21 protein-coding genes and 1 pseudogene are annotated in these 23,861 nt (G+C 62.0%); 9 read left to right on the top strand and 13 right to left on the bottom strand.

Features of this window, described 5'->3' with window-relative positions; genetic code table 11:
• The first annotated feature begins 92 nt into the window (after positions 1 to 92).
• Positions 93 to 1,961, top strand: a complete 1,869-nt coding sequence (locus EET67_RS02430; RefSeq protein ID WP_128624593.1) for an AsmA family protein — start codon at positions 93 to 95, stop codon at positions 1,959 to 1,961.
• Between the two features lie 11 nt (positions 1,962 to 1,972).
• Here EET67_RS02430 and EET67_RS02425 read toward each other — a convergent pair whose 3' ends face one another.
• The 9 genes from EET67_RS02425 to EET67_RS02385 all read right to left on the bottom strand — a co-directional run bounded on the left by EET67_RS02425 (position 1,973) and on the right by EET67_RS02385 (position 10,907).
• Complete coding sequence (locus tag EET67_RS02425; RefSeq protein ID WP_128624592.1) at positions 1,973 to 2,794, bottom strand: ABC transporter permease; 822 nt, start codon at positions 2,792 to 2,794, stop codon at positions 1,973 to 1,975.
• A 9-nt stretch (positions 2,795 to 2,803) separates the two neighbouring features.
• A complete protein-coding gene (locus EET67_RS02420) occupies positions 2,804 to 3,769 on the bottom strand; it encodes an ABC transporter permease subunit (protein WP_128624591.1) in 966 nt (321 codons plus the stop codon).
• 4 nt (positions 3,770 to 3,773) lie between these two features.
• Positions 3,774 to 4,916, bottom strand: coding sequence for an ABC transporter ATP-binding protein (locus EET67_RS02415; protein WP_128624590.1), 1,143 nt, complete (start codon positions 4,914 to 4,916; stop codon positions 3,774 to 3,776).
• Between the two features lie 71 nt (positions 4,917 to 4,987).
• Positions 4,988 to 6,085 (bottom strand): polyamine ABC transporter substrate-binding protein, encoded by a 1,098-nt coding sequence (locus tag EET67_RS02410; protein ID WP_128624589.1) that lies wholly within the window; start codon positions 6,083 to 6,085, stop codon positions 4,988 to 4,990.
• 119 nt (positions 6,086 to 6,204) lie between these two features.
• Entirely contained in the window at positions 6,205 to 7,596 is a 1,392-nt protein-coding gene (locus EET67_RS02405; protein WP_128624683.1) for a glutamine synthetase family protein, read from the bottom strand.
• 156 nt (positions 7,597 to 7,752) lie between these two features.
• Positions 7,753 to 8,706 carry a DMT family transporter gene (locus EET67_RS02400; RefSeq protein ID WP_128624588.1) on the bottom strand — a complete coding sequence of 318 codons (954 nt, stop codon included), beginning with the start codon at positions 8,704 to 8,706 and terminating at the stop codon, positions 7,753 to 7,755.
• Between the two features lie 154 nt (positions 8,707 to 8,860).
• The gene (locus EET67_RS02395) at positions 8,861 to 9,160 is read right to left on the bottom strand and encodes a type II toxin-antitoxin system RelE/ParE family toxin (RefSeq protein ID WP_128624587.1); all 300 of its coding nucleotides are present in this window, start codon (positions 9,158 to 9,160) and stop codon (positions 8,861 to 8,863) included.
• Positions 9,160 to 9,417, bottom strand: a complete 258-nt coding sequence (locus EET67_RS02390) for a type II toxin-antitoxin system ParD family antitoxin (protein ID WP_128624586.1) — start codon at positions 9,415 to 9,417, stop codon at positions 9,160 to 9,162. Before EET67_RS02390 ends, EET67_RS02395 begins: the two co-directional genes overlap by 1 nt.
• Positions 9,418 to 9,470: 53 nt before the next feature.
• On the bottom strand, positions 9,471 to 10,907 hold the full coding sequence (locus tag EET67_RS02385; RefSeq protein WP_128624585.1) for a helix-turn-helix domain-containing protein: 1,437 nt from the start codon (positions 10,905 to 10,907) through the stop codon (positions 9,471 to 9,473).
• A 279-nt stretch (positions 10,908 to 11,186) separates the two neighbouring features.
• On the opposite strand from EET67_RS02385, the gene aceA reads away from it, so the two are divergent.
• The 3 genes from aceA (at position 11,187) to EET67_RS02370 (ending at position 13,454) form a co-directional block, all read left to right on the top strand.
• Positions 11,187 to 12,476 carry an isocitrate lyase gene (gene aceA / locus EET67_RS02380; RefSeq protein WP_128624584.1) on the top strand — a complete coding sequence of 430 codons (1,290 nt, stop codon included), beginning with the start codon at positions 11,187 to 11,189 and terminating at the stop codon, positions 12,474 to 12,476.
• A gap of 44 nt (positions 12,477 to 12,520) precedes the next feature.
• On the top strand, positions 12,521 to 12,763 hold the full coding sequence (locus EET67_RS02375) for an SMc00767 family acetate metabolism repressor (RefSeq protein WP_128624583.1): 243 nt from the start codon (positions 12,521 to 12,523) through the stop codon (positions 12,761 to 12,763).
• A gap of 247 nt (positions 12,764 to 13,010) precedes the next feature.
• Positions 13,011 to 13,454, top strand: coding sequence for a response regulator (locus tag EET67_RS02370; protein WP_165899774.1), 444 nt, complete (start codon positions 13,011 to 13,013; stop codon positions 13,452 to 13,454).
• Positions 13,455 to 13,547: 93 nt separating this feature from the next.
• On the opposite strand, the gene EET67_RS25965 is transcribed toward EET67_RS02370, so the two are convergent.
• A complete protein-coding gene (locus EET67_RS25965) occupies positions 13,548 to 13,808 on the bottom strand; it encodes a hypothetical protein (protein WP_245450689.1) in 261 nt (86 codons plus the stop codon).
• Here EET67_RS25965 and EET67_RS02365 point away from each other — a divergent pair.
• Complete coding sequence (locus tag EET67_RS02365; protein ID WP_245450682.1) at positions 13,693 to 14,997, top strand: glutamine synthetase family protein; 1,305 nt, start codon at positions 13,693 to 13,695, stop codon at positions 14,995 to 14,997. The two genes, EET67_RS25965 and EET67_RS02365, sit on opposite strands and share 116 nt — an antisense overlap.
• Before the next feature lie 154 nt (positions 14,998 to 15,151).
• Positions 15,152 to 16,438, top strand: coding sequence for an NAD(P)/FAD-dependent oxidoreductase (locus tag EET67_RS02360; RefSeq protein ID WP_128624581.1), 1,287 nt, complete (start codon positions 15,152 to 15,154; stop codon positions 16,436 to 16,438).
• A gap of 63 nt (positions 16,439 to 16,501) precedes the next feature.
• On the opposite strand, the pseudogene EET67_RS02355 reads toward EET67_RS02360, so the two are convergent.
• The 3 genes and pseudogenes from EET67_RS02355 to EET67_RS02345 all read right to left on the bottom strand — a co-directional run.
• A pseudogene (locus EET67_RS02355) lies at positions 16,502 to 17,104 on the bottom strand (cell wall hydrolase); the annotation flags it as partial.
• A gap of 92 nt (positions 17,105 to 17,196) precedes the next feature.
• Positions 17,197 to 17,946 (bottom strand): SDR family oxidoreductase, encoded by a 750-nt coding sequence (locus EET67_RS02350; protein WP_128624579.1) that lies wholly within the window; start codon positions 17,944 to 17,946, stop codon positions 17,197 to 17,199.
• A 165-nt stretch (positions 17,947 to 18,111) separates the two neighbouring features.
• Positions 18,112 to 19,587, bottom strand: coding sequence for an aldehyde dehydrogenase family protein (locus tag EET67_RS02345; RefSeq protein WP_128624578.1), 1,476 nt, complete (start codon positions 19,585 to 19,587; stop codon positions 18,112 to 18,114).
• A gap of 195 nt (positions 19,588 to 19,782) precedes the next feature.
• Between EET67_RS02345 and zwf the strand changes: the two genes are divergently transcribed.
• From zwf to edd, 3 genes are read left to right on the top strand one after another with little or no spacing between them, the layout of a single operon-like run.
• Positions 19,783 to 21,252, top strand: a complete 1,470-nt coding sequence (gene zwf, locus EET67_RS02340; RefSeq protein WP_128624577.1) for a glucose-6-phosphate dehydrogenase — start codon at positions 19,783 to 19,785, stop codon at positions 21,250 to 21,252.
• Between the two features lie 4 nt (positions 21,253 to 21,256).
• A complete protein-coding gene (pgl, locus tag EET67_RS02335; protein WP_128624576.1) occupies positions 21,257 to 21,955 on the top strand; it encodes a 6-phosphogluconolactonase in 699 nt (232 codons plus the stop codon).
• Positions 21,956 to 22,015: 60 nt separating this feature from the next.
• On the top strand, positions 22,016 to 23,836 hold the full coding sequence (gene edd / locus EET67_RS02330) for a phosphogluconate dehydratase (protein WP_128624575.1): 1,821 nt from the start codon (positions 22,016 to 22,018) through the stop codon (positions 23,834 to 23,836).
• Positions 23,837 to 23,861: the final 25 nt, after the last annotated feature.

Raw genomic sequence — 23,861 nt, 5'->3', positions numbered from 1 at the left:
AAAGCTGCGGCAACCGATTTGCAGCAGATAGCTGAGATCGGGCAGCACTGATATGATTGAAATGGCGCTTGAAACAGCGTGAACGAGGCACAATGCCGTCTCCTCTGATTCGACGCAGCATCTGGGCGATAAGCGCGGCGGCACTGGTCGTTGCCCTGATCATCGCAGCCCTGCCTTTGCTCGCCTCGACACGGATTGTACGCGACCGCATCGCCTATGAAATGAGCTCGTGGAGCGGCTATCGCGTGACGATCGGCACGGCCCCCGAGATCGAGGTGTGGCCGAGCTTTCGCGCAATCCTGACCAATGTGACGCTGGCAAAGTGGGGGCAAGCCGACACCACGTCGGTGATTTCGGCCGAACGCGTCGAGGTGAAGCTGTCGGCGCTCGCGGCCCTTCGCGGCGAGGTGGTGTTTTCGACTGCCAGTTTCGTTCGGCCCACGCTGCGTGTCGAACGGGCCGAAGACGGAAGCTATGCGCTGGCGCTTCCAGGGGGCGGGCGTATCGCGCGCTCCGTCAACGCCACGCGCGAAGCGGTTTCGGCCAATGCGGAAGCGCCCGCGACCGCACACATCTCGTCAAAGCCTTTCGGGACGGTCGAGGTCACCGATGGACGCGTCACTGTCCTTGCGGATGGAAAGGATAGCGAAATCCTGACTGGCATTACCGGCAAGATGAGCTGGCCAGCATTGCAAAAGGCGGCCAGCGTCGCCGGCCACGGTATCTGGCGCGGCGAGACGGTGACGCTCGAGGCTTCCTCCACCCAGCCGCTGCGGCTTTTTGCCGGCGAGGAGGCCCCCTTTACGATTGCCGTGACTTCGGCACCGGTCACCGCCTCTTTCGATGGCGTGGTGAAGACCAACGACAACCCGTATTTCAACGGCAAGGCGAAGTTCACTGCTCCTTCGCTGCGCCGCATGCTGGAATGGTCACGCCCGGAAGGAACGCCTGGCACCACCGCCATAGGCGCCGTCTCGGTTGCCGGCCAGGTGGCAGGCGATGCAAAGCGGATCAAATTCGAGAATGCCGAAGTCAATCTCGACGGCAATCCGGCAACCGGCATCCTCGATCTTGCCCTGGGCGAAAATGTACCGATCCTGTCGGGCACGCTGGCCTTCGAGACGCTGGACCTCAAATCCTTCGTACCGGCCTTCACACCGCTGACGCCGGGCGCCGATGAAGGGCCGGCGAAGATCGACGAGGCGTTTTCGGACCGGATCAATCTGGATTTGCGCCTTTCGGCGGCACAGGCCACCGCCGGTACAATCAAGCTCGCTGAAGTCGCGGCGACCGTCCAGATCAAGAGCGGGCTGTCGGTGTTCGACATTTCCGATGCCGCCGCCTTCGGCGGCAATGTCCAGACCAGCATAAGGTTCGACCGCAAGCCGGAAGGCACGCAGGTTGAAATGCGCCTGCTGGCCGCCGATATCGATGGCGGTGCCTTCGGCACCGCGGCCGGCATGACGCGCTTCGTGCCGATCGGCCGCGGCACGATTTCGGTCATCCTCAAGGGGCCGGGCCGAGCCTGGAATTCGATATTGGAGAATGCGCAGGGCTCCATATCGGCAAGCTTCGGCGAAGGCGCGCTGTCGGATTTCGATCTGGCGAGCTTTCTCAAACGCAGCGCCGAGGGCGGCTTTTTCGCGCTTGCCGATGTTGCCAAGGCACCACTGCCCATGCAGGGCCTTGAACTCAAGGCCAGTATCTCGCGCGGCGTGGTCCGGCTCGAAAAGGCCGAGGCGCGCACCACGCAGGGCAAGCTGTGGCTGAGCGGTATCGTGCCCTATGTCGGACGCGGCCTGGCGCTTTCAGGCGGATTGCTGACGCCTGAACAGGCAGCCAAGCTGAATGGCGCCACGCCGCCGGTGACGTTTTTCGTCGGCGGATCGTGGAATGCGCCCTTCATCTCGCCGGTAACCGTACAGCCGCCTGCAGTAGCCCCCCCGGCGCCGGAAGAATAGGCCGAAGCTAATCAAGCACCACGTTGCGCCATCTGCTCGTCGCGCAGGCGCTGGATCTCACGCCGCTTGTTGACCAGCGAAGCGGCGATGACACCCAGCGCGACCACGGCGATGAGGATGGTGCAGGCAGCATTGATCTCCGGCGTGACGCCCAGCCGGACCTGGCTGTAGATCTTCATCGGCAAGGTGGTGGCGCCCGGTCCGGAGGTGAAGCTGGCGATCACCAGATCGTCGAGCGAGAGCGTGAAGGCCAGCATCCAGCCCGAAATGATCGCCGGCAGGATGACCGGCAGGGTGACCTGGAAGAAGGTCTTTACCGGCGGCGCACCGAGATCCATCGCCGCCTCCTCCAGCGAACGGTCGAAGGTGAGCAGGCGCGACTGGACCACCACGGCGACGAAGCACATGGAGAAGGTGATATGCGCCAACGTCACCGTCAGGAAGCCGCGATCGAGCCCGATTGCAACAAAGAGCAGCAGCAACGACAGGCCGGTGATGACTTCCGGCATGACCAGCGGCGCAAACACCATGCCGGAGAACAGGACGCGCCCGCGAAAGCGCGTGTAGCGCGTCAGCGTGATGGCAGCCAGCGTGCCCAGAACAGTTGCGATCGAGGCAGAGATCAGGGCGACGCGCAGCGTGACCCAGGCCGCATCGATCAGGCCGCGATTGGAAAACAGCGAGACATACCATTTGGTCGAGAAACCCGCCCAAACGGTCACCAGCCGCGATTCATTGAAGGAGAAGATGATGAGGATGACGATCGGCAGGTACAGGAAGGCCAGGCCGAGCGTGACCGAGGCAACGTTGAAGGGGCTCCACCTGGCGTTCATGGGCTGATCCTATCGGTCCTGCTCGATCGCGCGGGCCTGAGACTGCTGGAAGATCACGATCGGCACCACCAGAAGCAAGAGCAGGATGACCGCCACGGCCGACGAAACCGGCCAGTCGCGATTGGCAAAGAATTCGTTCCACAAGGTCTTGCCGATCATCAGCGTCTGCGAGCCGCCAAGGAGGTCGGGAATGACGAATTCGCCCACTGCCGGGATGAAGACAAGCAGGCAGCCGGCGACGATGCCGGGAAACGACAGCGGGAAGGTGATCTTCCAGAAGGCGCTGATCGGCGGGCAGCCAAGATCCTTGGCCGCCTCGATCAGCGAATAGTCCATCTTCTCGAGCGCGGAATAGAGCGGCAGGACCATGAAAGGCAGATAGGAATAGACGATGCCGATGAAGATCGCCGCATTGGTGTTCAAGATGATCAACGGCTCGTTGATGAGCCCTATCCCCTGGAGGAACTGGTTGAGCAGGCCTTCCGGCTTGAGGATGCCGATCCAGGCGTAGACGCGGATCAGGAAACTGGTCCAGAACGGCAGGATGACCAGCATCAAGAGCGTGGGGCGCCAGGATTCGGGCGCACGCGCCATTCCGTAGGCGACCGGATAGCCGACCAGCAAGGTCAGGACAGTGGAGACGGCTGCAATGACGACGCTGGAGACATAAGCGTTGAAATAGAGTGCGTCCTCGGTGAGCCAGAGATAGTTGTCGATGCTGAGCTGCCTTAGCTGATCCAGCAGCCCGCCAAAGCCGTCGGTGAGGCTGAACACCGGCGCGTAAGGCGGCATGGCGATCTGCGTCTGCGACAGCGAGATCTTGAAGACGATGGCAAACGGGACCAGGAAGAAGACCAGCAGCCACAGATAGGGGATGATGATGACCAGCCGGCCGTACATGGCCTGGAAGGTGCGGCTGAGCACCGAAGGGCGTGAGGCAACTGGCCGGGCGGCAGCGAGGACAGTGTCGGACATGGCTCTATCTCGTCAGGACGACGCCCGCATCGGGCCGGAAGGAGATGAAGGCCCGGTCATTCCAGGTCAGCGGGTCATCGGTGATGCGCGAGGCATTCAAGGCGCTGGCCTTGACCACCTGCCCGTCGGCCAGCTTGACGTGATAGACGGTCATGTCGCCGAGATAAGCGATGTCGTAGATTTCGCCCTCAACTACATTGACGCCGGGATCGTCCGGTTTGCGCGACGAGACCTTGATCTTCTCGGGGCGGATGGCGAAGGCCACTGCGCTGCCTGCGGCCGCGTCCCCGATATTTTCGGCCTTGATCGTCAGGCCGTTGCCGTCGGAAATGCGCGCGACGCCATTCTCGCGCCCGGACACCGTTCCCTCGATCATGTTGACGTTGCCGACGAAGCCGGCGACGAAGCGCGAACTCGGCGCCTCATAGACCTCGGCCGGGGTCGCCACCTGCATCACTTCGCCCTTGTCCATGATGGCGATGCGGTCGGCCATGGTCATCGCCTCTTCCTGGTCATGGGTGACGACGACGAAGGTGAGGCCGAGTTCCTGTTGCTGGTCCATCAGTTCGAACTGCGTTTCCTCGCGCAGCTTCTTGTCCAGAGCGCCAAGCGGCTCGTCCAGCAGCAACACCTTGGGGCGCTTGGCGACCGAGCGCGCCAAGGCGACACGCTGGCGCTGGCCGCCCGACAATTGGTGCGGCTTGCGCTTGGCGAAGCGCTCCAGCTTGACCAGCTTGAGCATCTCGGCCACGCGCTTTTCGATGTCGGCCTTGGCCATACCCTCCTGCTTGAGGCCGAAGGCGATGTTGGCCTCCACCGTCATATGCGGAAACAGCGCATAGGACTGGAACATCATGTTGACCGGCCGGCGATAGGGCGGGATGCCGCGCAGGTCCTGCCCGTCGAGCAGGATGCGGCCCGCCGTAGGCTCGTCAAAACCGGCCAGCATGCGCAGCAGCGTGGACTTGCCGCAGCCCGACGCACCGAGCAGTGCGAAGAACTCGCGCTCGTAGATTTTCAGCGATAGATTGTTGACGGCGGTGAAATCGCCAAAACGCTTGGTGACGTTTTCAAAGACGATATAGGGCTTCGCATCGGGATCATTCCACGGCGCGAAGCTCCTGCGAATGCTTCCAAGCGATTTCATGCACCTCTCCGCCTCATTCGCTCGTCGCCTGCGACAGGGCCCTACAGATGCTGCAGGGCCCTCGCCGATGTCTACTGCCCGGTTACGATCTTGGTCCAAGCGCGGGTGAACACACGCTGCGTCTTCGAATCAAGCGTGGTGTTCACGAACAGCTTGGCCAGCACGTCCTCACTGGGGTAGACTGCCGGGTCGTCACGGACCTCCGGATCGAGGAATTCCTGCGACGCCTTGTTGCCGTTGGCGTAGAAGACATAGTTGGAGGACTTGGCGATGACCTCCGGCTTCATCATGTAGTTCAGGAATTCATGCGCCTCGGCCACATGCGGCGCATCGGCGGGAATGGCCATCTGGTCGAACCACATCTGGGTGCCTTCCTTCGGGATGACATAGGAAAGCTCGACGCCCTGATCGGCTTCGTCGGCACGGTCACGCGCCTGGAAGACGTCGCCCGACCAGCCGACCGCGATGCAGATGTCGCCATTGGCCAGGCCGTTGATGAATTCGGAGGAATGGAACTTGCGCACGAAGGGGCGGATCTTCAGGAACGCCTCTTCCGCCTTGGCGATATCGTCCGGCTCGTGGCTGTCGGGATTGAGGCCGAGATAGGCAAGCATGACCGGGATCATGTCAGTCGGCGAATCGAGGAAGTTGATGCCGCAATCCTTGAGCTTGGCGGCATTCTCGGGATCGAAGACCGCGCTCCAGCTGTCGATCTTGTCAGTGCCGAGCGCTTCCTGGATCTTGGCCTTGTTGTAGCCGATGCCGACCGTACCCCACATATAATTGATGGAGTATTCGTTGCCCGGATCGAAGATCTTCGTGCGGTCGGTGACCACATCCCACATGTTCTGCAGATTTGGCAGCTTGGACTTGTCGAGCTTCTGGTAGACGCCAGCCTGGATCTGGCGCTGCAGGAAGCTCGCCGTCGGCACGACCACATCATAGCCGCTGCCGCCAGCCAGCATCTTGGTCTCAAGAATCTCGTTGGAATCATAGACGTCATAGACGACCTTGATGCCGGTTTCTTTGGTGAAATCGTCGATGATCGAACTGTCGATATAGTCAGACCAGTTGAAGACGTTGACGACGCGCTCCTGGGCGCTGGCCGACACGACGAACAATGCTGCCAGAGCCGATGACGCGGACAGCAAGAGCGCCTTGTGAAGCATTCTGGGATCTCCCTTTCAGTGTTCCATTTTCCCGGTTTACGGACCATCCATCCGGGATATTCAGAATTTAGCCTATTGGTGTTCGCCGATTGCGACAAGCATGAAACAGCGCGCGCCGATCAAAGGTATGTGGTGCGCTCCAGCTGGGTGATTTCCGCCCAGAAGGCGAGGATTTCCGCGCGTTTCAGGTCCTGATAGACCTTGGCCATGAGCGGCCCCAATGCGCGTTCCACAAACGAGCTGCGGGCCATGAGCTGGAGCGCCTCGTCCATGTCGTCGGGGAGGAACAGTCCGCCATCGTCATAGGCATTGCCGACAACCGGCGGAGGCGGAACCTCCTTGTTCTCGATGCCCTCGACAATGCCTTGGATGAGAGCCGCCATGACCAGATAGGGATTGGCGTCGGCACCGGCGATGCGGTGCTCCAGCCGCCGGTTCTCTTCGGATGAAACCGGGATACGCAGGGCGACCGAGCGGTTGTTCTCGCCCCAGACCGCGCGCGTGGGCGCATAGGAGCCCGGCGTGATGCGGCGGAAGCCGTTCCAGGTGTTGATAAACAAAAGCAGCGATTCCGGCATGGTCTTGAGCAGGCCGCCGATGGCTGATTCGAGCCGCTTGCGCCCCGCATCGCCGCTGAAGATGTTGTTGCCGTCACGGTCGAGCACGGAAGCATGCACATGCATGCCGTTGCCGGCATATTCCAGGAACGGCTTGGCCATGAAGGTTGCCGTGAGGCCATGGGCGCGGGCGCAGCCCATGACGATGCGCTCCAGCATGATGACATCGTCGGCAGCCCGCAGCGGATCGGCGCGGTGCTTGAGATTGACCTCGAACTGGCCGGGTGCCGCTTCCTTGATAATGGTGTCGATCGGCAGGTTCTGGGCGGCTGCCGCATCGCGGATCATGTCGAACAGCTCGGCATGCTCGGCAAGGTCGTCGAGTCCATACATGCGCAGGCGGTCCGGGCCGGCGGTGGCGCCGACCGGGGCCGGCATGCCGTCATCCCATTCGACCTCCGGGTCGAGCAGATAGAATTCGAGTTCGAAGGCGACGACCGGGAAATAGCCCCTCTCGTTGACCTCGGCGACCTTGCGCTTCAGCACCTGGCGCGGGTCGGCCATGAAGGGTTCGCCTTCGGGCGTGAAGGTCTGCAGCAGCACCTGCGCGGTCTTGCGCTTGGCCCAGGGCACGATGGAGAGCGAACCGCGGGTGGCGCGGCAATAGCCATCCTTGTCGCCGGTTTCGATATGCAGGCCGGTTTCGCTGACCTCGCGGCCCCAGACGTCGAGCCCGTGCAGCGACATGGGGAAGTTAACGCCGTCCTGGAATGCCTTCTTGAGCGCATCGCCGGGCGCCCATTTGCCGCGCAGCATGCCGTTGGGGTCGACGATGAGGAACTCGACCGCCTCAATATCGGGATGCGCTTCGACAAAGGCCCGGTATTCGGCCTCGTGTTCGGCAGAAATGAAAGGGGATTTGCTGGCTGTTTCGGCCGGGGGAATTTCTGGCAGTCGCTTTTTTCCGACGGTATTCGGTGAGGAGAAGGATGTACCGCCGATGGGAAGAGTCTTGGTTCCGGTTTGTGCGCTTCCGGCTAGTGATTCTCGCAAGATGTACCTGTTGAGCAGTTGCAGATCACATAACCTGCCTACACTGTAACAGTTCTGTCAATGGGGCGACGGCACGCCGGTGACGCCGGGCTTGGCGGGCCGCGACTGGCGCTTGAACTCCAGCCCGATATGGACGAGCAGCGCGATAAAAACGACCGCCCCGCCGACAATCGTGCGGGTGCTCGGCACCTCGCCATGGCTGAGCCAGACCCAGATCGGTCCCAGGATCGGCTCAAAAGTGCCCAGCAGTGCGGCAACCGCAGCCGGCACCATTCGCGCGCCGGTAGCGAAGAAGGCGAGGCCAACGCCCAGATTGAGCACGCCGAAAGCGAACAGGAAGCCCATGTCGCGCGGCGACACCGCCAATGCCTCGGCCTGGCTGTACGCAAACAGCGCGGCAAAGATGGTGCCGAGGCAGGTCGCCGGCGTCATGCGTACATGGGCGAAGCGCCGCGTGATCACGGTGGCGATTGAAAACATCACGGCAATCAGCAGCGCCAATCCATCGCCGATCGGCGAAACATTGCCGCCAAGCGATTCCGAAACCATGATGGCGACGCCGAAAATGACAGCCGCGATCGCAATCCAGGTCGGCCCCGACACACGCTCGCGAAACAGCACCCAGGCCAGCAGCGCTGCAAAGAGCGGCACGCCGGCCTGCATGAGCAGGATATTGGCAACGGTGGTGTAGGAAAGCGCGACCACGAAGGCGGTGGAGGCGCTGGCAAAGCAGAGCGCCACCGCCAGGCCCGGAAGGCCCATGCTGGCAAACAGCCTGAGCGTGCCGCGCCCGCCATCACGCCACAGCATGAAGCCAATGAGGAAGGCTGCCGCCCAGGCGGAGCGCCAGAAGATGACGGCCCAGCTGTCCTGCATCTCCACGAAACGGGCGATGGCGCCGCCGAAGCTCCAGCACAGCGCCGAAAGGAAGACCAGCAGTGCTCCAAGCCGCTCGGCATTGGGCGAGACCTGGGGTGTGGCGGAAGGTTGGGAAATGGCAGTCTGGGTCATGGCTCGACTATCGTCTCTGCAAAACAGCGGCGCATGTCGTTAAGCGACCGTAGCGTTGCCAATCGCGTAGCCCAAAGGAAAGGAAGCGGCCTGATCCAACGGCCGCTTATGGTTGTGTCACCCGTTCGAATCCATCGTTGCCTTAGCCAAGGTCTTACGACCGCTCCGTAAGCAACTCCTGCCAAAGGCGGTGACCTTCCGTGACAAGCAGAATATGAACGGCTCTCGCCGCATCATCGATGTCGTATGCAAGAATATAGTTGCCGAAGACCAGATAATGAAAGGAACCATACTGGCGCCCAGTCCTTGGGAAATCAGCCAGCAATTTCACGGCCCGGCGCTGCAAATCATCAACAAAGGACAACGCACGACCGGGATTGTCGGCGGCAATAAAATCTATGATCGACTGGAAATCGTCTTGCGCAGATCGGGTGAAATAGACCCGATGAACCATCAGCGGGATTTGCCGCCCGCGCTCCGGCGAATCCGTCGCCTGGCCTCCTCGAAGAATTGCGGGGTTGCCTCGGCTATATCGCCTGCCTGCACGTCAGCCCGTGCCCTTGCAATGCGTGTTTGAATATCCCGTTCGGCCTTCTCGCGAAGATGGCCGCGCAGCGCCTCCCGGACGACCTCGCTCGCAGAGGAGTAATGCCCCGAGCGGACTTGCGCGGCGACGTATTCCTCAAGTTCCTTCGTCAGCGAGATGTTCATGGTGAAAACGTAGGATTGATAACAATCTTTGTCAATTTTTGTTATCGATACCCTTACTGAAAATCAAAGGCGGAGAGCCCGGTCACCATTTCGTCCAAGCCGAGCGGGCGGGTCAGCGGCGGTTCGGCGCGAGCAAGGCAGCCGGTGCGTTCGCACAGACGGCAGGCGGGGCCCACCGGCGTTGCCGCAACCTGTCCGGATTTTCCCGGCGCGCCGGCAAGGGCGGCGCCATAGACGATCTCCTCGCGAAAGGCGATGTCGCAGCCCAGCAGGATCGCGGTGCGGCGCGGGCGTTCGTTGAACGCGCCTTGCGGCCCTTCCAGCGTGCGGGCGATGCAGAGGAATTCGGCACCGTCGGGCATTTCCACCGCCTCGACGATGATCTGGCTCGGCTGGGCAAATGCGGCATGGACCGGCAGCTTCGGGCATCCTCCCCCGAAGCGACTTTGCGGAAAGCCCTGCGCGCCGGCCTTGCGGAAGCGGTTTCCGGCATTGTCCACCTCAAGCATGAAGAAGGGCACGCCGGCGCTGCCCTGCCGCTGCAGCATGGTCAGCCGGTTTGCCGCCTGTTCAAAGGAGACGCCGAAACGCGATTTCAGCACGTCGATGTCGTAGCGGGCGCGCAAGGCCGCCGCCTGGAAGGCCTGATAGGGCATCATCAGCGCATGGGCGGCATAGCGGCCAAGCTCGAAGCGCGCTAGGCGGCGCGCCTCGTCGGAAGAGAGTTTCAGCGCCTGGATCTCGGCCGCGACCGCCACCGACATGCGGATCAGCGATGCCTCCATCGCCACTTCGCGCAACTGATCGAATGGCGACAGCCGCTCGGAGAGAAACAGGCGCTGCGAATGACGATCGTAGCGGCGCCGCCAATTGGGCATGGTGGCGACCGGCAGTACCTTGACGACGATGCCATATTCGCGCTTCAGCCATGCCTTGAGCGCACCGAACAGGTCGTCACCGGGATCAAGAAGCGCGGTGAAGGCCTCCGCCTCTTCCTCAAGCGCCGGAAAATGGTTCGGCCGGCGCTCGAACACCTCATGCACCTCGTCGATCGGCAGGCGCGCACCAGAAAGGGCTGTCGTGCGCCCTTCCCGCGCCAGCAATTCCGACAGATCGGACAGGCGGGTGGCCTGCTCGCGATAGGCGCGATAGAGTTTGACAACGGCGGCAGCCGCATTGGGTGCTGCTTCCGCGATCTCGATCAACTCCTGGTCGCCGGGCAGTTCGCCGGCCATCAACGGGTCGCCGAACACTTCCTTAAGGGCAGAAATCGACCCGCGCGCCTCGCCCTGCAACTCGTCCGGCTCGACCTTGTAGACCGAGGCAAGCTTGAGAATGAGCTGGACTGTCAGTGGGCGCTGATTGCGCTCGATGAGGTTGAGATAGGACGGCGAGATGCCGAGCCCCTCGGCCATCGCCGTCTGCGTCAGGCCCTTGGCATTGCGGATGCGGCGGATACGCGGACCGGCAAAGATCTTCTGTTCAGCCACCGGAAAGCTCCGCAAACCAGGCCGATCGACATAGAACCATCACAGGTGATTTACACAATATTGACACGAATTTTTTGCCCTGGTGTCGAAATCTGCCTTTTACATCTTTTACAGATTTACAACGCCACACTGTCAAACACAATACAGGTTTTCCTCAATTTTCAACGAGAAATCCCGATTTTCCTCGCCTATATCGCAGCGCAATGTAAATTCAGTAACACGTTAGCGACTTGAGAATTTGCCTCGCAGCGTAGTGTTCATGATTGCAGGGAGATCACAGTGACCGATTTTTACAATCTCGTTCCATCCGCCCCGGAAGGTCGTTTCGACGGCATCGAGCGCCCCTATTCGCCGGAAGACGTGAAGCGGCTGCGCGGCTCTGTGCAGATCAAGTACAGCCTGGCCGAAAACGGCGCCAACCGGCTGTGGAAGCTCATCCACGAGGAAGACTTCGTCAACGCTCTCGGCGCCCTTTCCGGCAATCAGGCCATGCAGATGGTTCGCGCCGGGCTGAAGGCGATCTATCTTTCGGGCTGGCAGGTTGCCGCCGATGCCAACACCGCGTCAGCAATGTATCCGGACCAGTCGCTCTATCCGGCAAATGCCGCGCCTGAGCTTGCCAAGCGTATCAACCGCACGCTGCAGCGCGCCGACCAGATCGAGACGGCGGAAGGCAATGGCCTGTCGGTCGACACCTGGTTCGCCCCGATCGTGGCGGATGCGGAAGCCGGCTTCGGCGGCCCGCTCAACGCCTTCGAGATCATGAAGGCCTTCATCGAGGCGGGTGCTGCCGGCGTCCACTTCGAGGATCAGCTTGCGTCGGAAAAGAAGTGCGGCCATCTCGGCGGCAAGGTTCTGATCCCGACCGCTGCGCACATCCGCAATCTTAACGCGGCGCGGCTTGCCGCCGACGTCATGGGCGTGCCGACGCTGATCGTCGCCCGCACGGATGCCGAAGCGGCGAAGCTTCTGACCTCGGACATCGACGAGCGCGACCAGCCCTTTGTCGACCATGAGGCCGGGCGCACCGCCGAAGGTTTCTATCAGGTGAAGAACGGCATCGAGCCCTGCATCGCGCGCGCCATCGCCTATGCGCCGCATTGCGACCTGATATGGATGGAGACCTCCAAGCCGGATCTCGGACAGGCAAGGAAGTTTGCCGAAGCCGTGCACAAGGCGCATCCGGGCAAGCTGCTTGCCTATAATTGCTCGCCGTCGTTCAATTGGAAGAAGAACCTCGACGATGCGACGATTGCCAAGTTCCAGCGCGAGTTGGGCGCGATGGGCTACAAGTTCCAGTTCATCACGCTTGCCGGGTTCCACCAATTGAACCATGGTATGTTCGAACTGGCACGTGGCTACAAGGATCGGCAGATGGCGGCCTACTCGGAGCTCCAGGAAGCCGAATTCGCCTCCGAGGCCAATGGCTATACGGCGACCAAGCACCAGCGCGAAGTCGGCACCGGCTATTTCGACGCCGTGTCCATGGCGATCACCGGCGGACAGTCGTCGACAACAGCGATGAAGGAATCGACCGAGCACGCCCAGTTCCGCCCGGCTGCCGAATAGGCCGGCGATCAAGACGAGGCACGAACACAGTGGGAGAATTAGAAATGCCTCCAAAGACTCGCGTCAAGGAACGCGCCGAGGAACAATCGTCAGCCATGAGCGCCGACCAGCAGGCGGTCATCCGCATCGTGGCCAATGACCTTCATCGCCTTAATCAGTCGGTGATGAAGGCGGTCGAGGCCGGGGTTTCGGTCGAGCTGGTGCGCTCGGCCAGGCACCATGGCGGTAACGGCAATTGGGGCGACCTGCTGATCCCGGTTATCGTGACCCAATCGAGCGGTAATTGATGTTATCCGCAAGATAAATCGCAGAAACCTGCATATCGCCTGCATGTTTTCATGCAGGCGATATTTCTTGAATGGCATTACCTACTTAACGTACTGTAAAGGCAAATTTTTCGGCCTCTCCCGCTTCTTCTTTTGCGCTTGACATCCATGTCGGCGTTAAGCTTATCTGCGGCCGCCCTCAACTATAAATTGAGCGTCGGGTGCGGCAGAAATGATCCAATCACGTCTCAATGCGATGCGCGGCACGATGTCCGGTTTGCCGGACAATGATCAGCAGGCAGCGCCGCCGGAAATCGACGTGCATAGGGCCCTAGTGGTCGGCAGATCACCGATCAACCGGGTCGTGGTGTCCAAGATTGTCGAGCGGTCGGGCCTCAAGCCAATAGCAGAGACCCCGGAAGCGGCCATGGAAACGCTTCGGAGGATCGTGCCGGGGACCGTAATTCTCGACGGCGGCGCCAGCAACAAGGACTGCGACGGGCTGATGGCGCAGCTTGCCACACTTCGCCGGATGAGCGGTGGAAAGATGCCTTGCGTCATTTTGCTTTCAACCCGTGTAGGCTGTGGGAAGGTGCTGCAAGCAACCGCAACGATCGACGCCGTCGTCGCAAAGCCAATTACCCCGGAGCAATTGCAGCCTGTCGTGGAGCGGCTATTGGAGAGCCAAGGAGGGTGCTCCGGAACGACTTGAGGCAGTAGAGCAAGCCCAACCTTGCAAGTTCATCTTGCTTTCGCGCCCCCTTCCCTTCTGTCGCGCGACCCGGCTATAGTTGATATTCCGAAATCAAATCTGGTGATTGATGCCTGCCTCTAAGAAGGAAGTCCGCCCCTCGAAAGCCGGGAGGCGCGCGCGGACGCCTGCATTCGTAAAAAACCTCCGTGGTGTCAAGAACTGGAAAGAAGTCAGCGAATGGCTCGAATGGCGCGGCATCGAGGACATCGAATGCATCACGCCTGACCAGGCCGGCGTGGCGCGTGGCAAGATGATGCCGTCGAGCAAATTCACTTCCAACACATCGCTAGCGCTGCCTTCGGCAGTATTCATGATGACGATCTCCGGCGATTATCCGGAGGACGGCAACGGATTCTCCTACCCGGAGGATGATGGTGACCTCAAGCTGATGCCCGACCTGTCGACGCTGACCGCAGTGCCATGGGAGGACGATCCGACCGCACAGGTGATCTGCGACCTCGTCCACCAGGACGGCCATGCGGTCGAGTTCACGCCGCGCAACGTGCTCAAGCGGGTGATGGCGGCCTATGACAGGCGTGGCCTGAAGCCGGTGGTGGCGCCGGAGATCGAATTCTACCTGGTGCGTAAGAACCCCGACCCCGACTATCCGCTGGCACCGCCGGTGGGACGCTCCGGCCGGGCGATCGGCGGCGGCGCCGGTTACTCCATTGCGGGCGTCAACGAGTTCGACGAACTAATCGACGACATCTACCACTTCTCCGAAAGCCAGGGGCTGGAGATCGATACGCTGATCCACGAGGAAGGCGCGGGGCAGCTGGAAATCAACCTGCGCCATGGCGACCCGATCGAACTGGCCGACCAGGTGTTTCTGTTCAAGCGCACGATCCGCGAGGCCGCGCTCAAGCATGATACCTACGCCACTTTCATGGCCAAGCCGATTCAGGGCCAGCCAGGATCGGCCATGCATATCCACCAGTCGATCCTCGACAAGAAGACCGGCAGGAACATCTTCTCCGACGAGAATGGCGGCGAGACCGAGACCTTCTTCAACTTCATCGGCGGCATGCAGCGCCATGTTCCCAACGCGCTGGTGATGTTTGCGCCCTATGTGAATTCCTATCGGCGGCTGACGCAGGGCGCCTCCGCACCGGTCAACACCAAATGGGGCTATGACAACCGCACCGTCGCCTTCCGCGTGCCGCGCTCCGACCCGGCGGCAAGGCGGCTGGAAAACCGCATCCCCTCTTCCGACGCCAATCCCTATCTGGCGGTTGCGGCGTCGCTTGCCTGTGGACTGATCGGCATGAAGAACAAGCTGAAGCCCGACGCGCCTGTCGGCACTACCGCCAATGAGGACGAGATCGACCTGCCGCGCGGGCTGCTCGAAGCAGTCGACCTGTTCGAACAGGACACCGAATTGCGCGAGGTGCTGGGCGAACCCTTCGCGACCACCTATGCGGCGATCAAGCGGGCGGAGTTTGAGACCTTCATGGAAGTGATCAGCCCGTGGGAGCGGGAGTTTTTGTTGCTGAATGTGTGAGGGGCAGTCGGCAGTATGGGCAATCGGCAGTCGGATACATGCCATGCCCGACGTGTTTCCTGTCCGGAGCGTTGAGCGATAGTGAATTTTCCGACTGCCGACTGCCGACTGCCCTGTTGCCAACTCCCGACCTCAACTGATTGACGTACAACACATGTCCCACCACTCCCTCACATCCCCCGGCCACTCCTGGTACGAAGCCACCGCCGGTGAACGGCCGACCTATCCGGCGCTGGACGGCGACAGGAATGCCGATGTGGTGATCGTCGGCGGCGGATTTACCGGCCTGTCGGCGGCAGCGCATCTGGCCAAGGCCGGCGTAAATGTCGTGCTGATCGAGGCGTTACGCTTCGGCGACGGCGCATCCGGGCGCAATGGTGGGCAGATGGGGACGGGCCAGCGCGCCTGGGCCGAGGAGACGGAAGCGGAACTGGGCCTGACCCGCGCCAAGGCGCTGTTCGATCTTGCTGAGGAGGCCAAGGCGCATCTGCTTGACTTCGCGGCAGCCCATGCAATCGACATCGACTTCATGCCAGGCCAATTGTCGGTGGCGCACAAGAAGCGCTATGTCGACGCCTACAGGGCGCATGCCGACATCATGGCAAGCCGCTTCGGTTATGAACATATCTCGTTCATGGATGCGAAGGAGACAGCAGAGCGGCTCGGCTCCCCAGCCTATTATGGCGGCATCCGCGACACCGGCACCGGCCACATCCATCCGCTGAAACTGGTGATCGGCACGGTGCGTGTGGCCGCCGAGGCCGAGGCGCAACTGTTCGAACAGACGCCATCGACCGGCATCGTCTCAGCCGGCGGCAAGGTCAGGGTGACGACGCCGACCGGCACGATCACCGCCGACAAATGCCTGGTCGCGGTGAATGCCTATGGCGGTGGGTTGGAGCCGACGACTGCAGCCCATATCATGCCGATCGGCTCCTTCATCGGCGCGACCGTGCCGTTGGGCACCGGCAGCCCGGTCATTCCGGGCGGCGAGGCAGTGGACGATTCCCGCTTTGTCGTGCGCTATTTCCGCAAATCGAAAGACGGGCGGCTACTGTTCGGGGGGCGCGAGATCTATGCGGTCGACGACCCCAAGGACATCCATATCCAGATCCGCCGGCAGATCGCCGAAATCTATCCCGACCTTAAGGATATCGAGATCACCCATGGCTGGGGCGGCTATGTCGGTATCACCCTGCCGCGCACGCCTTTTGTGCGCGAAGTGATGCCTAATGTGATTTCAGCCGGTGGCTATTCGGGCCACGGGGTGATGCTGTCGAATTTCGTCGGCAAGCTCTATGCCGAGACGGTGGCGGGAAACCGCGACCGCCTCAAGCTTCTGGAAGACCTTAAAATTCCACGCTTTCCGGGCGGCACCATGCTGCGCGCGCCGCTGCTGTTCCTGGCGCTCAACTGGTACGCACTGCGCGACCGGATATAGTCTACCTCAATCCACCCCCGGCCGGTCCTCCGCCAGGATCAGCGCACCAATGGCATCGGCATCCTCGGGTTTGGCGGCCCCATAGGACAATGCGGGAACCGGAGGATTGGCCACCGAAGCGATCTCGGTCTCGACCTGCGGCTGCGGCGCGCGGCGGCGGCTGCGTTTCTCATAGAAGGAGTTGCCGCCGGCCGTCAGCACATAATGCATGTTCTTGTAGGGGAATTTGAGCCCCGCCTGATGGAAGAACATCGCCTTGCCAACCGCGGGATGGCGCTCGCCTTTCAACACCGCGGTGGCCGCGCTCTGGACATCGGGCAGCGCCTTGGAATTCATGCGGCGCGACAAGACACCAGGAGCGAACTGGCCCTTCTGGCCGACCACCCCGCAAATCGTATCGGGATACTGGTCGGAACGCAGCCGGTTCATCACCACGGTGCCAACCGCGACCAGCCCGGCACGGCTCGACCGATTGGATTCAAAGAACATCGCCCGGGCAAGGCACTCCTTGTCCCTTGCCGTATAGGCATAGGCCTTGCCGGATGCCTTGCCGATGGATGATGTCTTGATGTCGTCGGTCTTCCCCTGGGTCGTACAGCCGGCAACAAGACAAACGGATACAACAGCACCGAACGCCGAAACGGCGCGCCACCTCTCCTGGATCACGAAGCGTCCCCATCCTTATGTCAGCCGCTCCGCCCGGCAGACAGAATGAGGAATTTTCCGGCTAAATAATGGCGACGCCGGAAAGCCCGGCTTCAGATGCAGCGGCCGCCATCGACCTCGAGCGCGACACCGGTAATGAACTCGGCTTCGTCGGAGGCAAGCCAGAGCGCGGCATTGGCGATGTCGAGCGGCGTGGACAGCCGACCGAGCGGGATCGAGGCACGGAATTTCGCCCGCAATTCAGGCGTATCCTCGCCCATGAACTGCGCCAGCATGCCGGTTTCACCGGCGACCGGGCACAGGCAGTTGACGCGGATATTCTTGGGCGCCAGTTCGACCGCCATCGACTTGGTGGCGGTGATCGCCCAGCCTTTGGAGGCATTGTACCAGGTGAGACCGGGACGCGGGCGCAGGCCGGCGGTCGAGGCGGTGGTGATGATGGAGCCGCCGCCCTGGCTTTCCATGATCGGCACCACGGCGCGGGCGGCGTGGTAGATCGCCTTCATGTTGACCGCGGTAATGAGGTCGAAGACCTCTTCCTCCACCGCCAGCATGTCGCCATTGCGGTGGGTGTAGCCGGCATTGTTGACCATGATGTCGATGCGGCCGAAGCCGCTCATGGCTGCATCAACCATCTCGTCGAACTCGGCGCGCTGCGACACGTCCGTCTGCACCGCAATCGCCGCCTCGCCGATTTCGCTCGCAACCCGCTCGGCACCCTTGGCATTGAGATCGGCCACCACCACCCTGGCGCCCTCCTCGGCAAAGCGCCTGGCCATGCCTTCGCCGAAGCCCGACGCCGCACCGGTGATGATTGCGACCTTGTCTCTCAAGCGTGCCATCGACTCTAGTTCCTTGCTTTTCCGTCCATGCTGCCCCTCACCTGCCTGCCGGCATCCTCTCCCCCGCAGCGGGGCGAGGAGGGCTAAACGCCAACCTCTCCGCGTTCCCCTTCTCCCCGCTTGCAGGGAGAAGGTCCCGGCAGGGGGATGAGGGGCGGCGCTGACCTAGCCGTGATTAAAAACAACGGTCTTGGTGGCGGACATGTCGTAGAGCGCCTCAAAGCCTTTCTCGCGGCCATGGCCGGATTTCTTGAAGCCGCCGAAGGGCAGTTCGACACCGCCGCCGGCGCCATAGCCGTTGACGAAGACCTGGCCGGCGCGCACCCGCTTGGCGACCCGGTGCTGGCGCCCGCCATCGCTTGTCCATACACCTGCGACGAGGCCGAAATCGGTGCCATTGGCAAGCCTTATCGCCTCTTCCTCGCCTTCGAAGGCAAACAGGGTAAGCACCGGGCCGAAGATCTCGTCGCGGGCGATTACCGCCTGTGGATCGACCGAGCCGAACAGCACCGGCACCTGATAGTAACCGCCGGCCGGCGCGCTGGCGTGGATCGAGCCTTCAGCCAAGACCGGAATGCCGGCCTCCTTTGCCGCTACGACCATGCCGGCGACCTGGTTCTTCTGCTTCTGATTGATCAGGGGGCCAAGGTCGAGATCGGCATCATGCGGGCCGGCGACCAATTTTGAGAAGCGCTCGGCAAGAGCTGCCGCCAGTTGCTCATAGATCGGCTTTTCGATCAGTACGCGGCTGCCGGCCGAGCAGGTCTGGCCGCCATTCTGGATGATGGCATTGACCAAAACCGGCAGGGCGGCATCCAGATCGGCATCGGCAAAGACGATCTGCGGCGACTTGCCGCCAAGCTCCATGGTGACGCCGCGATTGTTGATCGCCGCAGCCTGCTGGATGGCAGTGCCGGTAAGCGGAGAACCGGTGAAAGTGACGTAATCGACCAGGGGATGGGACGACAGCGCTGCCCCGGCATCCCGACCATAGCCGGTGACGACGTTGAAGACGCCGGCCGGAATGCCGGCCGCCCGCGCCAGTTCGGCAATGCGGATCGAAGTGAGCGAGGCATCTTCCGCCGGCTTGACGACCAGCGTGTTGCCCATGGCAAGGGCGGCGCCGGCAAGCCGGCCCAATATCTGCATGGGATAGTTCCAGGGGATGATGCCCGCCACCACGCCATGCGGCTCGCGCAGGGTGAGCGCAGTATAGCCCTCAAGGAAGGGGATGGTATCACCATGCACCTTGTCGCAGGCGCCGCCATAGAACTCGAAATAGCGCACGGTGCCGGCGACATCGGCCTTGCCCTGACGGATCGGCTTGCCGGTGTCGCGCGATTCGAGCGCGGCCAGTTCCTCGCCATGTTTTTCGATCAGCAGCGACAGGCGGGTGAGGCAGCGGCCGCGCTCGACGGCCGGCATGCGGCTCCAGGGGCCGTCATCGAAGGCCTGGCGCGCCGACTTCACCGCACGATCCACATCGGTCTTGCCGGCAGCCGGAATGGAGGCGAAGACCTTGCCGTCCGACGGACAGAGCACGTCGATCCGTTCGCCCGACAGGGCATCGACCAGCTTGCCGTCGATGAATTGCATGAAGGCCTGTCCTTCGGCAACGGTTCGGGAAAGATGCGTGCCCATGGTCAATCTCCTTTGGAATTGGCTGGCTGTGGCTCTATGTCTTACTGACGCAAAGCAGCGCAGGCTTCCATCGACCAAGCACAAGGCGCTCATGGACCAGTGTCAAGGTCGAAGTTACGACGCCATGGCACTGGTAAATTTAAATCGATTATATTATACGCAACCTGCTCGTGCGCACCGCAGAACGGAACTCAGATGACCAGCCAGATCATTCCCGTCGACCCCTTCGATTTCATCATTTTCGGCGGCACCGGGGATCTTGCCGAGCGCAAATTGCTGCCAGCACTGTTCCAACGACAGCAGGCCGGCCAGTTCTGCGATCCGACGTGCATTATCGGCGCCTCGCGCGCCAAGATGACGGATGGAGACTATCGCAGCTTCGCACGCAAGGCGATTTCCGACCATGTGAAGGCCGAGGAAATCGACGCCAAGCAACTCGATCGCTTCGTCGAACGGCTATCCTATGTCGCGGTTGATGCCATTTCGGGCGATGGCTTTGCGAATCTCAAGAAGGCAATCGGCGATAGCCAGTCCATACGCGCTTTCTATCTTGCCGTCGCACCGGCGCTGTTCGGCGATATCTCTGCCCATCTTAAAGAACAAAAGCTGGTGACGCCGAATTCGCGCATCGTGATGGAAAAGCCGATCGGACGCGATCTTGTCTCGGCGCGGGCGCTGAACGACCAGATCGGCAAGGTGTTTTCCGAGCAACAGATCTTCCGTATCGACCATTACCTGGGCAAGGAAACGGTGCAGAACCTGATGGCGCTGCGCTTTGCCAATGCGCTTTACGAACCGCTGTGGAACTCGGCGCATATTGACCACGTGCAGATCACGGTGGCCGAAACCGTCGGGTTGGAAGACCGCCTGACCTATTACGACAAGGCCGGTGCGCTGCGCGACATGATGCAGAACCACATGCTGCAACTGCTGTGCCTGGTGGCGATGGAAGCGCCCGCCTCGATGGAGGCGGATGCGGTGCGCGACGAGAAGCTGAAGGTGCTGCGCTCGCTCAGGCGCATCAACGGCAATGAGGCGCCGAAAGTGACGGTGCGCGGCCAGTATCGCGCCGGTGCTTCAGCCAATGGGCCGGTGAAGGGCTACGCCGAAGAACTTGGTGACAGCGGCACCACCACCGAAACCTTCGTCGCGCTCAAAGCGGAGATCGGCAATTGGCGCTGGGCTGGCGTGCCCTTCTACCTGCGCACTGGCAAGCGGCTGGCGACGCGGGTTTCGGAAATCGTTATCGAATTCAAGCCGATCCCGCATTCGATCTTCGAGGAAAGTGCGGGCAATATCAGCGCCAACCAGCTCGTCATCCGCCTGCAACCCGACGAAGGTGTCAAGCAATGGCTGATGATCAAGGACCCCGGCCCCGGCGGCATGCGGCTTCGCCATGTGCCACTCGACATGAGCTTTGCCGAGAGCTTCCGCGAACGCAATCCGGACGCCTATGAGCGGCTGATCATGGATGTCATTCGCGGCAACCAGACGCTGTTCATGCGCCGCGACGAGGTCGAGGCGGCATGGGCCTGGATCGACCCGATCCACAATGCCTGGGATGACAGCCGGCAGGAGGTGCAAGGCTATACCTCCGGCACATGGGGGCCTTCGGCCTCGATCGCGCTGATCGAACGCGACGGCCGCACCTGGCACGAAAGCTGACGGGATGGGTGTGGTGCAGGGCGATTGGCATGAATTCGCCGCAAGCGGCGAATTGGCGGCAGCACTTGCCGGCAGGGTCGCCGAGGTGCTGCGCGAGGCGATCGGCAAGCGCGGCACCGCAACGCTTGCCGTTTCCGGCGGCACGACGCCCGGCCTGTTCTTCCGCGCCCTGTCGCATGAAAGGCTCGACTGGGCGAAGGTGACGATGACGCTGGTGGATGAGCGCTTTGTGGAGCCGACCTCGCCGCGCTCCAATGCAGGGCTGGTGGCCGCCAATCTGCTGCAGAATGAGGCAGCGGCGGCCAGGTTTGTCGGGCTCTATCACCGGGCTGATACCGTGGAGGAAGCCGCAAGGCTGGCGGATAAGGAAGTGGCCCGGCTGCTGCCGCTCGATGCCGTTGTGCTCGGCATGGGCACTGACGGCCACACCGCTTCGTTTTTTCCGGATGCCGACACCTTGCCCGCCCTGCTTAATCCCGCAGCGAAGGCAAATGTGCTGCCGGCGCATACGCAAAGCGGCATCGAGCCACGGCTGACGTTGACCCTTGCCCGCATCGTCGAGGCGGGCTTCGTCGCTCTGCATATCGAGGGCCAGGAAAAGCGCGCGGTGCTGGAGGCGGCATTGGGGGTGCAAAAGCATCTGCCGGTGCGGGCGGTATTCGACCACGCCAAGACGCCGATAGGAATCTACTGGACACCGTAACTTCATCCGGTTGTGCTGGAGCGCCGGCCGGATTGCATATGATTGCAAGGAGCGACCACCATGGGCGCGAGAAAAGACATCGAGGCCATCACCGAGCGCATTCGCGAGCGCTCAAAACCATCGCGCGACATCTATCTGGAGCGGATCGAAGGCGCTGCCGGAAAAACGGTCCATCGCAGTGTGCTTTCCTGCGGCAACCTCGCCCATGGCTTCGCTGCCTGTGCGCCGGGCGAGAAAGAGGCACTGAGCGGTGACCGAGTGCCCAATCTCGGCATCGTCACCGCCTATAATGACATGCTTTCGGCCCACCAGCCCTTCGAAACCTATCCGCAACTGATCAAGCAGGCAGCACACGAGGCGGGCGGTATCGCGCAGGTGGCGGGCGGCGTGCCAGCGATGTGCGATGGCGTGACCCAGGGCCAACCCGGCATGGAACTATCGCTGTTTTCGCGCGACGTGATCGCCATGGCGGCGGCAATCGGCCTGTCGCACAATATGTTCGATGCAGCGGTGTTCCTGGGCGTCTGCGACAAGATCGTGCCCGGTCTGTTGATCGCCGCACTTTCCTTCGGCCATCTGCCAGCGGTGTTCATTCCGGCCGGGCCGATGACGTCCGGCCTGCCCAATGACGAGAAGGCGAAGGTGCGCCAGCTCTTTGCCGAAGGCAAGGTCGGCCGTGCCGAACTGCTGGAGGCGGAATCGAAGTCCTATCACGGGCCCGGCACCTGCACCTTCTACGGCACAGCGAACTCCAACCAGATGCTGATGGAGATCATGGGCCTGCACACGCCCGGCGCCTCCTTCGTCAATCCAGGAACAAAGCTGCGCGACGCGCTGACCAAAGAAGCGACGAAGCGGGCGCTGGCAATCACCGCGCTCGGCAATGCCTTTACGCCGGTCGGCCGCATGATCGACGAGCGCTCCATCGTCAACGGCGTGGTCGGCCTGCATGCAACCGGCGGCTCGACCAACCACACCATCCACCTGATCGCCATGGCGGCAGCGGCCGGGATCAGGCTGACCTGGCAGGATATTTCCGACCTTTCGGATGCCACACCGCTACTGGCGCGGGTCTATCCCAACGGGCTTGCCGATGTGAACCATTTCCAGGCTGCCGGCGGCATGGGTTTCCTGATCCGCGAACTGCTCGATGCCGGCCTGCTGCATGAGGACGTGCAGACGGTGTGGGGCGAAGGGCTGCGGCCCTATGCGGTGGAGGCGAAGCTTGCCAAGGACGGCGGCGTGAGCCGCGAGCCCGCACCTGCGGCAAGCGGTGACGAGGAGGTTCTGGCGCCGTTTGCCAAGGCCTTCCAGCCCAGCGGCGGGCTCAAGGTGCTTTCGGGCAATCTCGGCCATGCCATCATCAAGACCTCGGCGGTCAAGCCCGAACGGCGGGTGATCGAGGCACCGGCCGTGGTGCTGGACAGCCAGCAGGCGCTGAACGATGCCTTCAAGGCGGGCGAACTCGACCGCGATTTCGTCGCCGTCGTCCGCTTCCAGGGACCGCGCGCCAATGGCATGCCGGAATTGCACAGGCTGACAACCATTCTCGGCGTGCTGCAGGACCGTGGGCACAAGGTGGCACTGGTGACCGACGGGCGCATGTCGGGTGCGTCCGGCAAGGTTCCGGCAGCAATCCATGTCACGCCCGAAGCGTTGGAGAACGGGCCGATCGGCAAGATCCGTACCGGCGACATTGTGCGGCTAGACGCCGAGAAAGGCACGCTGGAGGTGCTGGTGAGCGAAGCCGAACTCCAGGAGCGCAAGGTGCTGCTGATCGACCTTAGCGAAAACGAATATGGCTGCGGCCGCGAATTGTTCGCGGTGTTCCGGCAGGTGGCTGGGCGGGCGGATCAAGGGGCAAGTGCGTTCGGTAATTGATTCACCCCACCCCGATCCACTACGT

This window comes from Borborobacter arsenicus (assembly GCF_003934165.1).
GTDB lineage: Bacteria > Pseudomonadota > Alphaproteobacteria > Rhizobiales > Rhizobiaceae > Pseudaminobacter > Pseudaminobacter arsenicus.
The sequence above is the reverse complement of the archived record's forward strand: the minus strand, read 5'-3'. Positions and strand labels throughout refer to the sequence as shown.

Bases quoted from the DNA above. Each gene is read 5' to 3' on its own strand.
- pgl (WP_128624576.1), top strand. From the start codon at position 21,257: ATGGGTGTGGTGCAGGGCGATTGGCATGAATTCGCCGCAAGCGGCGAA.
- EET67_RS02360 (WP_128624581.1), top strand. From the start codon at position 15,152: ATGTCCCACCACTCCCTCACATCCCCCGGCCACTCCTGGTACGAAGCC.
- edd (WP_128624575.1), top strand. From the start codon at position 22,016: ATGGGCGCGAGAAAAGACATCGAGGCCATCACCGAGCGCATTCGCGAG.
- EET67_RS02420 (WP_128624591.1), bottom strand. From the start codon at position 3,769: ATGTCCGACACTGTCCTCGCTGCCGCCCGGCCAGTTGCCTCACGCCCT.
- EET67_RS02430 (WP_128624593.1), top strand. From the start codon at position 93: ATGCCGTCTCCTCTGATTCGACGCAGCATCTGGGCGATAAGCGCGGCG.
- EET67_RS02425 (WP_128624592.1), bottom strand. From the start codon at position 2,794: ATGAACGCCAGGTGGAGCCCCTTCAACGTTGCCTCGGTCACGCTCGGC.
- EET67_RS02370 (WP_165899774.1), top strand. From the start codon at position 13,011: ATGTCCGGTTTGCCGGACAATGATCAGCAGGCAGCGCCGCCGGAAATC.
- EET67_RS02395 (WP_128624587.1), bottom strand. From the start codon at position 9,160: ATGGTTCATCGGGTCTATTTCACCCGATCTGCGCAAGACGATTTCCAG.
- EET67_RS02350 (WP_128624579.1), bottom strand. From the start codon at position 17,946: ATGGCACGCTTGAGAGACAAGGTCGCAATCATCACCGGTGCGGCGTCG.
- zwf (WP_128624577.1), top strand. From the start codon at position 19,783: ATGACCAGCCAGATCATTCCCGTCGACCCCTTCGATTTCATCATTTTC.
- EET67_RS02345 (WP_128624578.1), bottom strand. From the start codon at position 19,587: ATGGGCACGCATCTTTCCCGAACCGTTGCCGAAGGACAGGCCTTCATG.
- EET67_RS02375 (WP_128624583.1), top strand. From the start codon at position 12,521: ATGCCTCCAAAGACTCGCGTCAAGGAACGCGCCGAGGAACAATCGTCA.
- EET67_RS02400 (WP_128624588.1), bottom strand. From the start codon at position 8,706: ATGACCCAGACTGCCATTTCCCAACCTTCCGCCACACCCCAGGTCTCG.
- EET67_RS25965 (WP_245450689.1), bottom strand. From the start codon at position 13,808: ATGAATACTGCCGAAGGCAGCGCTAGCGATGTGTTGGAAGTGAATTTG.
- EET67_RS02415 (WP_128624590.1), bottom strand. From the start codon at position 4,916: ATGAAATCGCTTGGAAGCATTCGCAGGAGCTTCGCGCCGTGGAATGAT.
- EET67_RS02410 (WP_128624589.1), bottom strand. From the start codon at position 6,085: ATGCTTCACAAGGCGCTCTTGCTGTCCGCGTCATCGGCTCTGGCAGCA.
- EET67_RS02390 (WP_128624586.1), bottom strand. From the start codon at position 9,417: ATGAACATCTCGCTGACGAAGGAACTTGAGGAATACGTCGCCGCGCAA.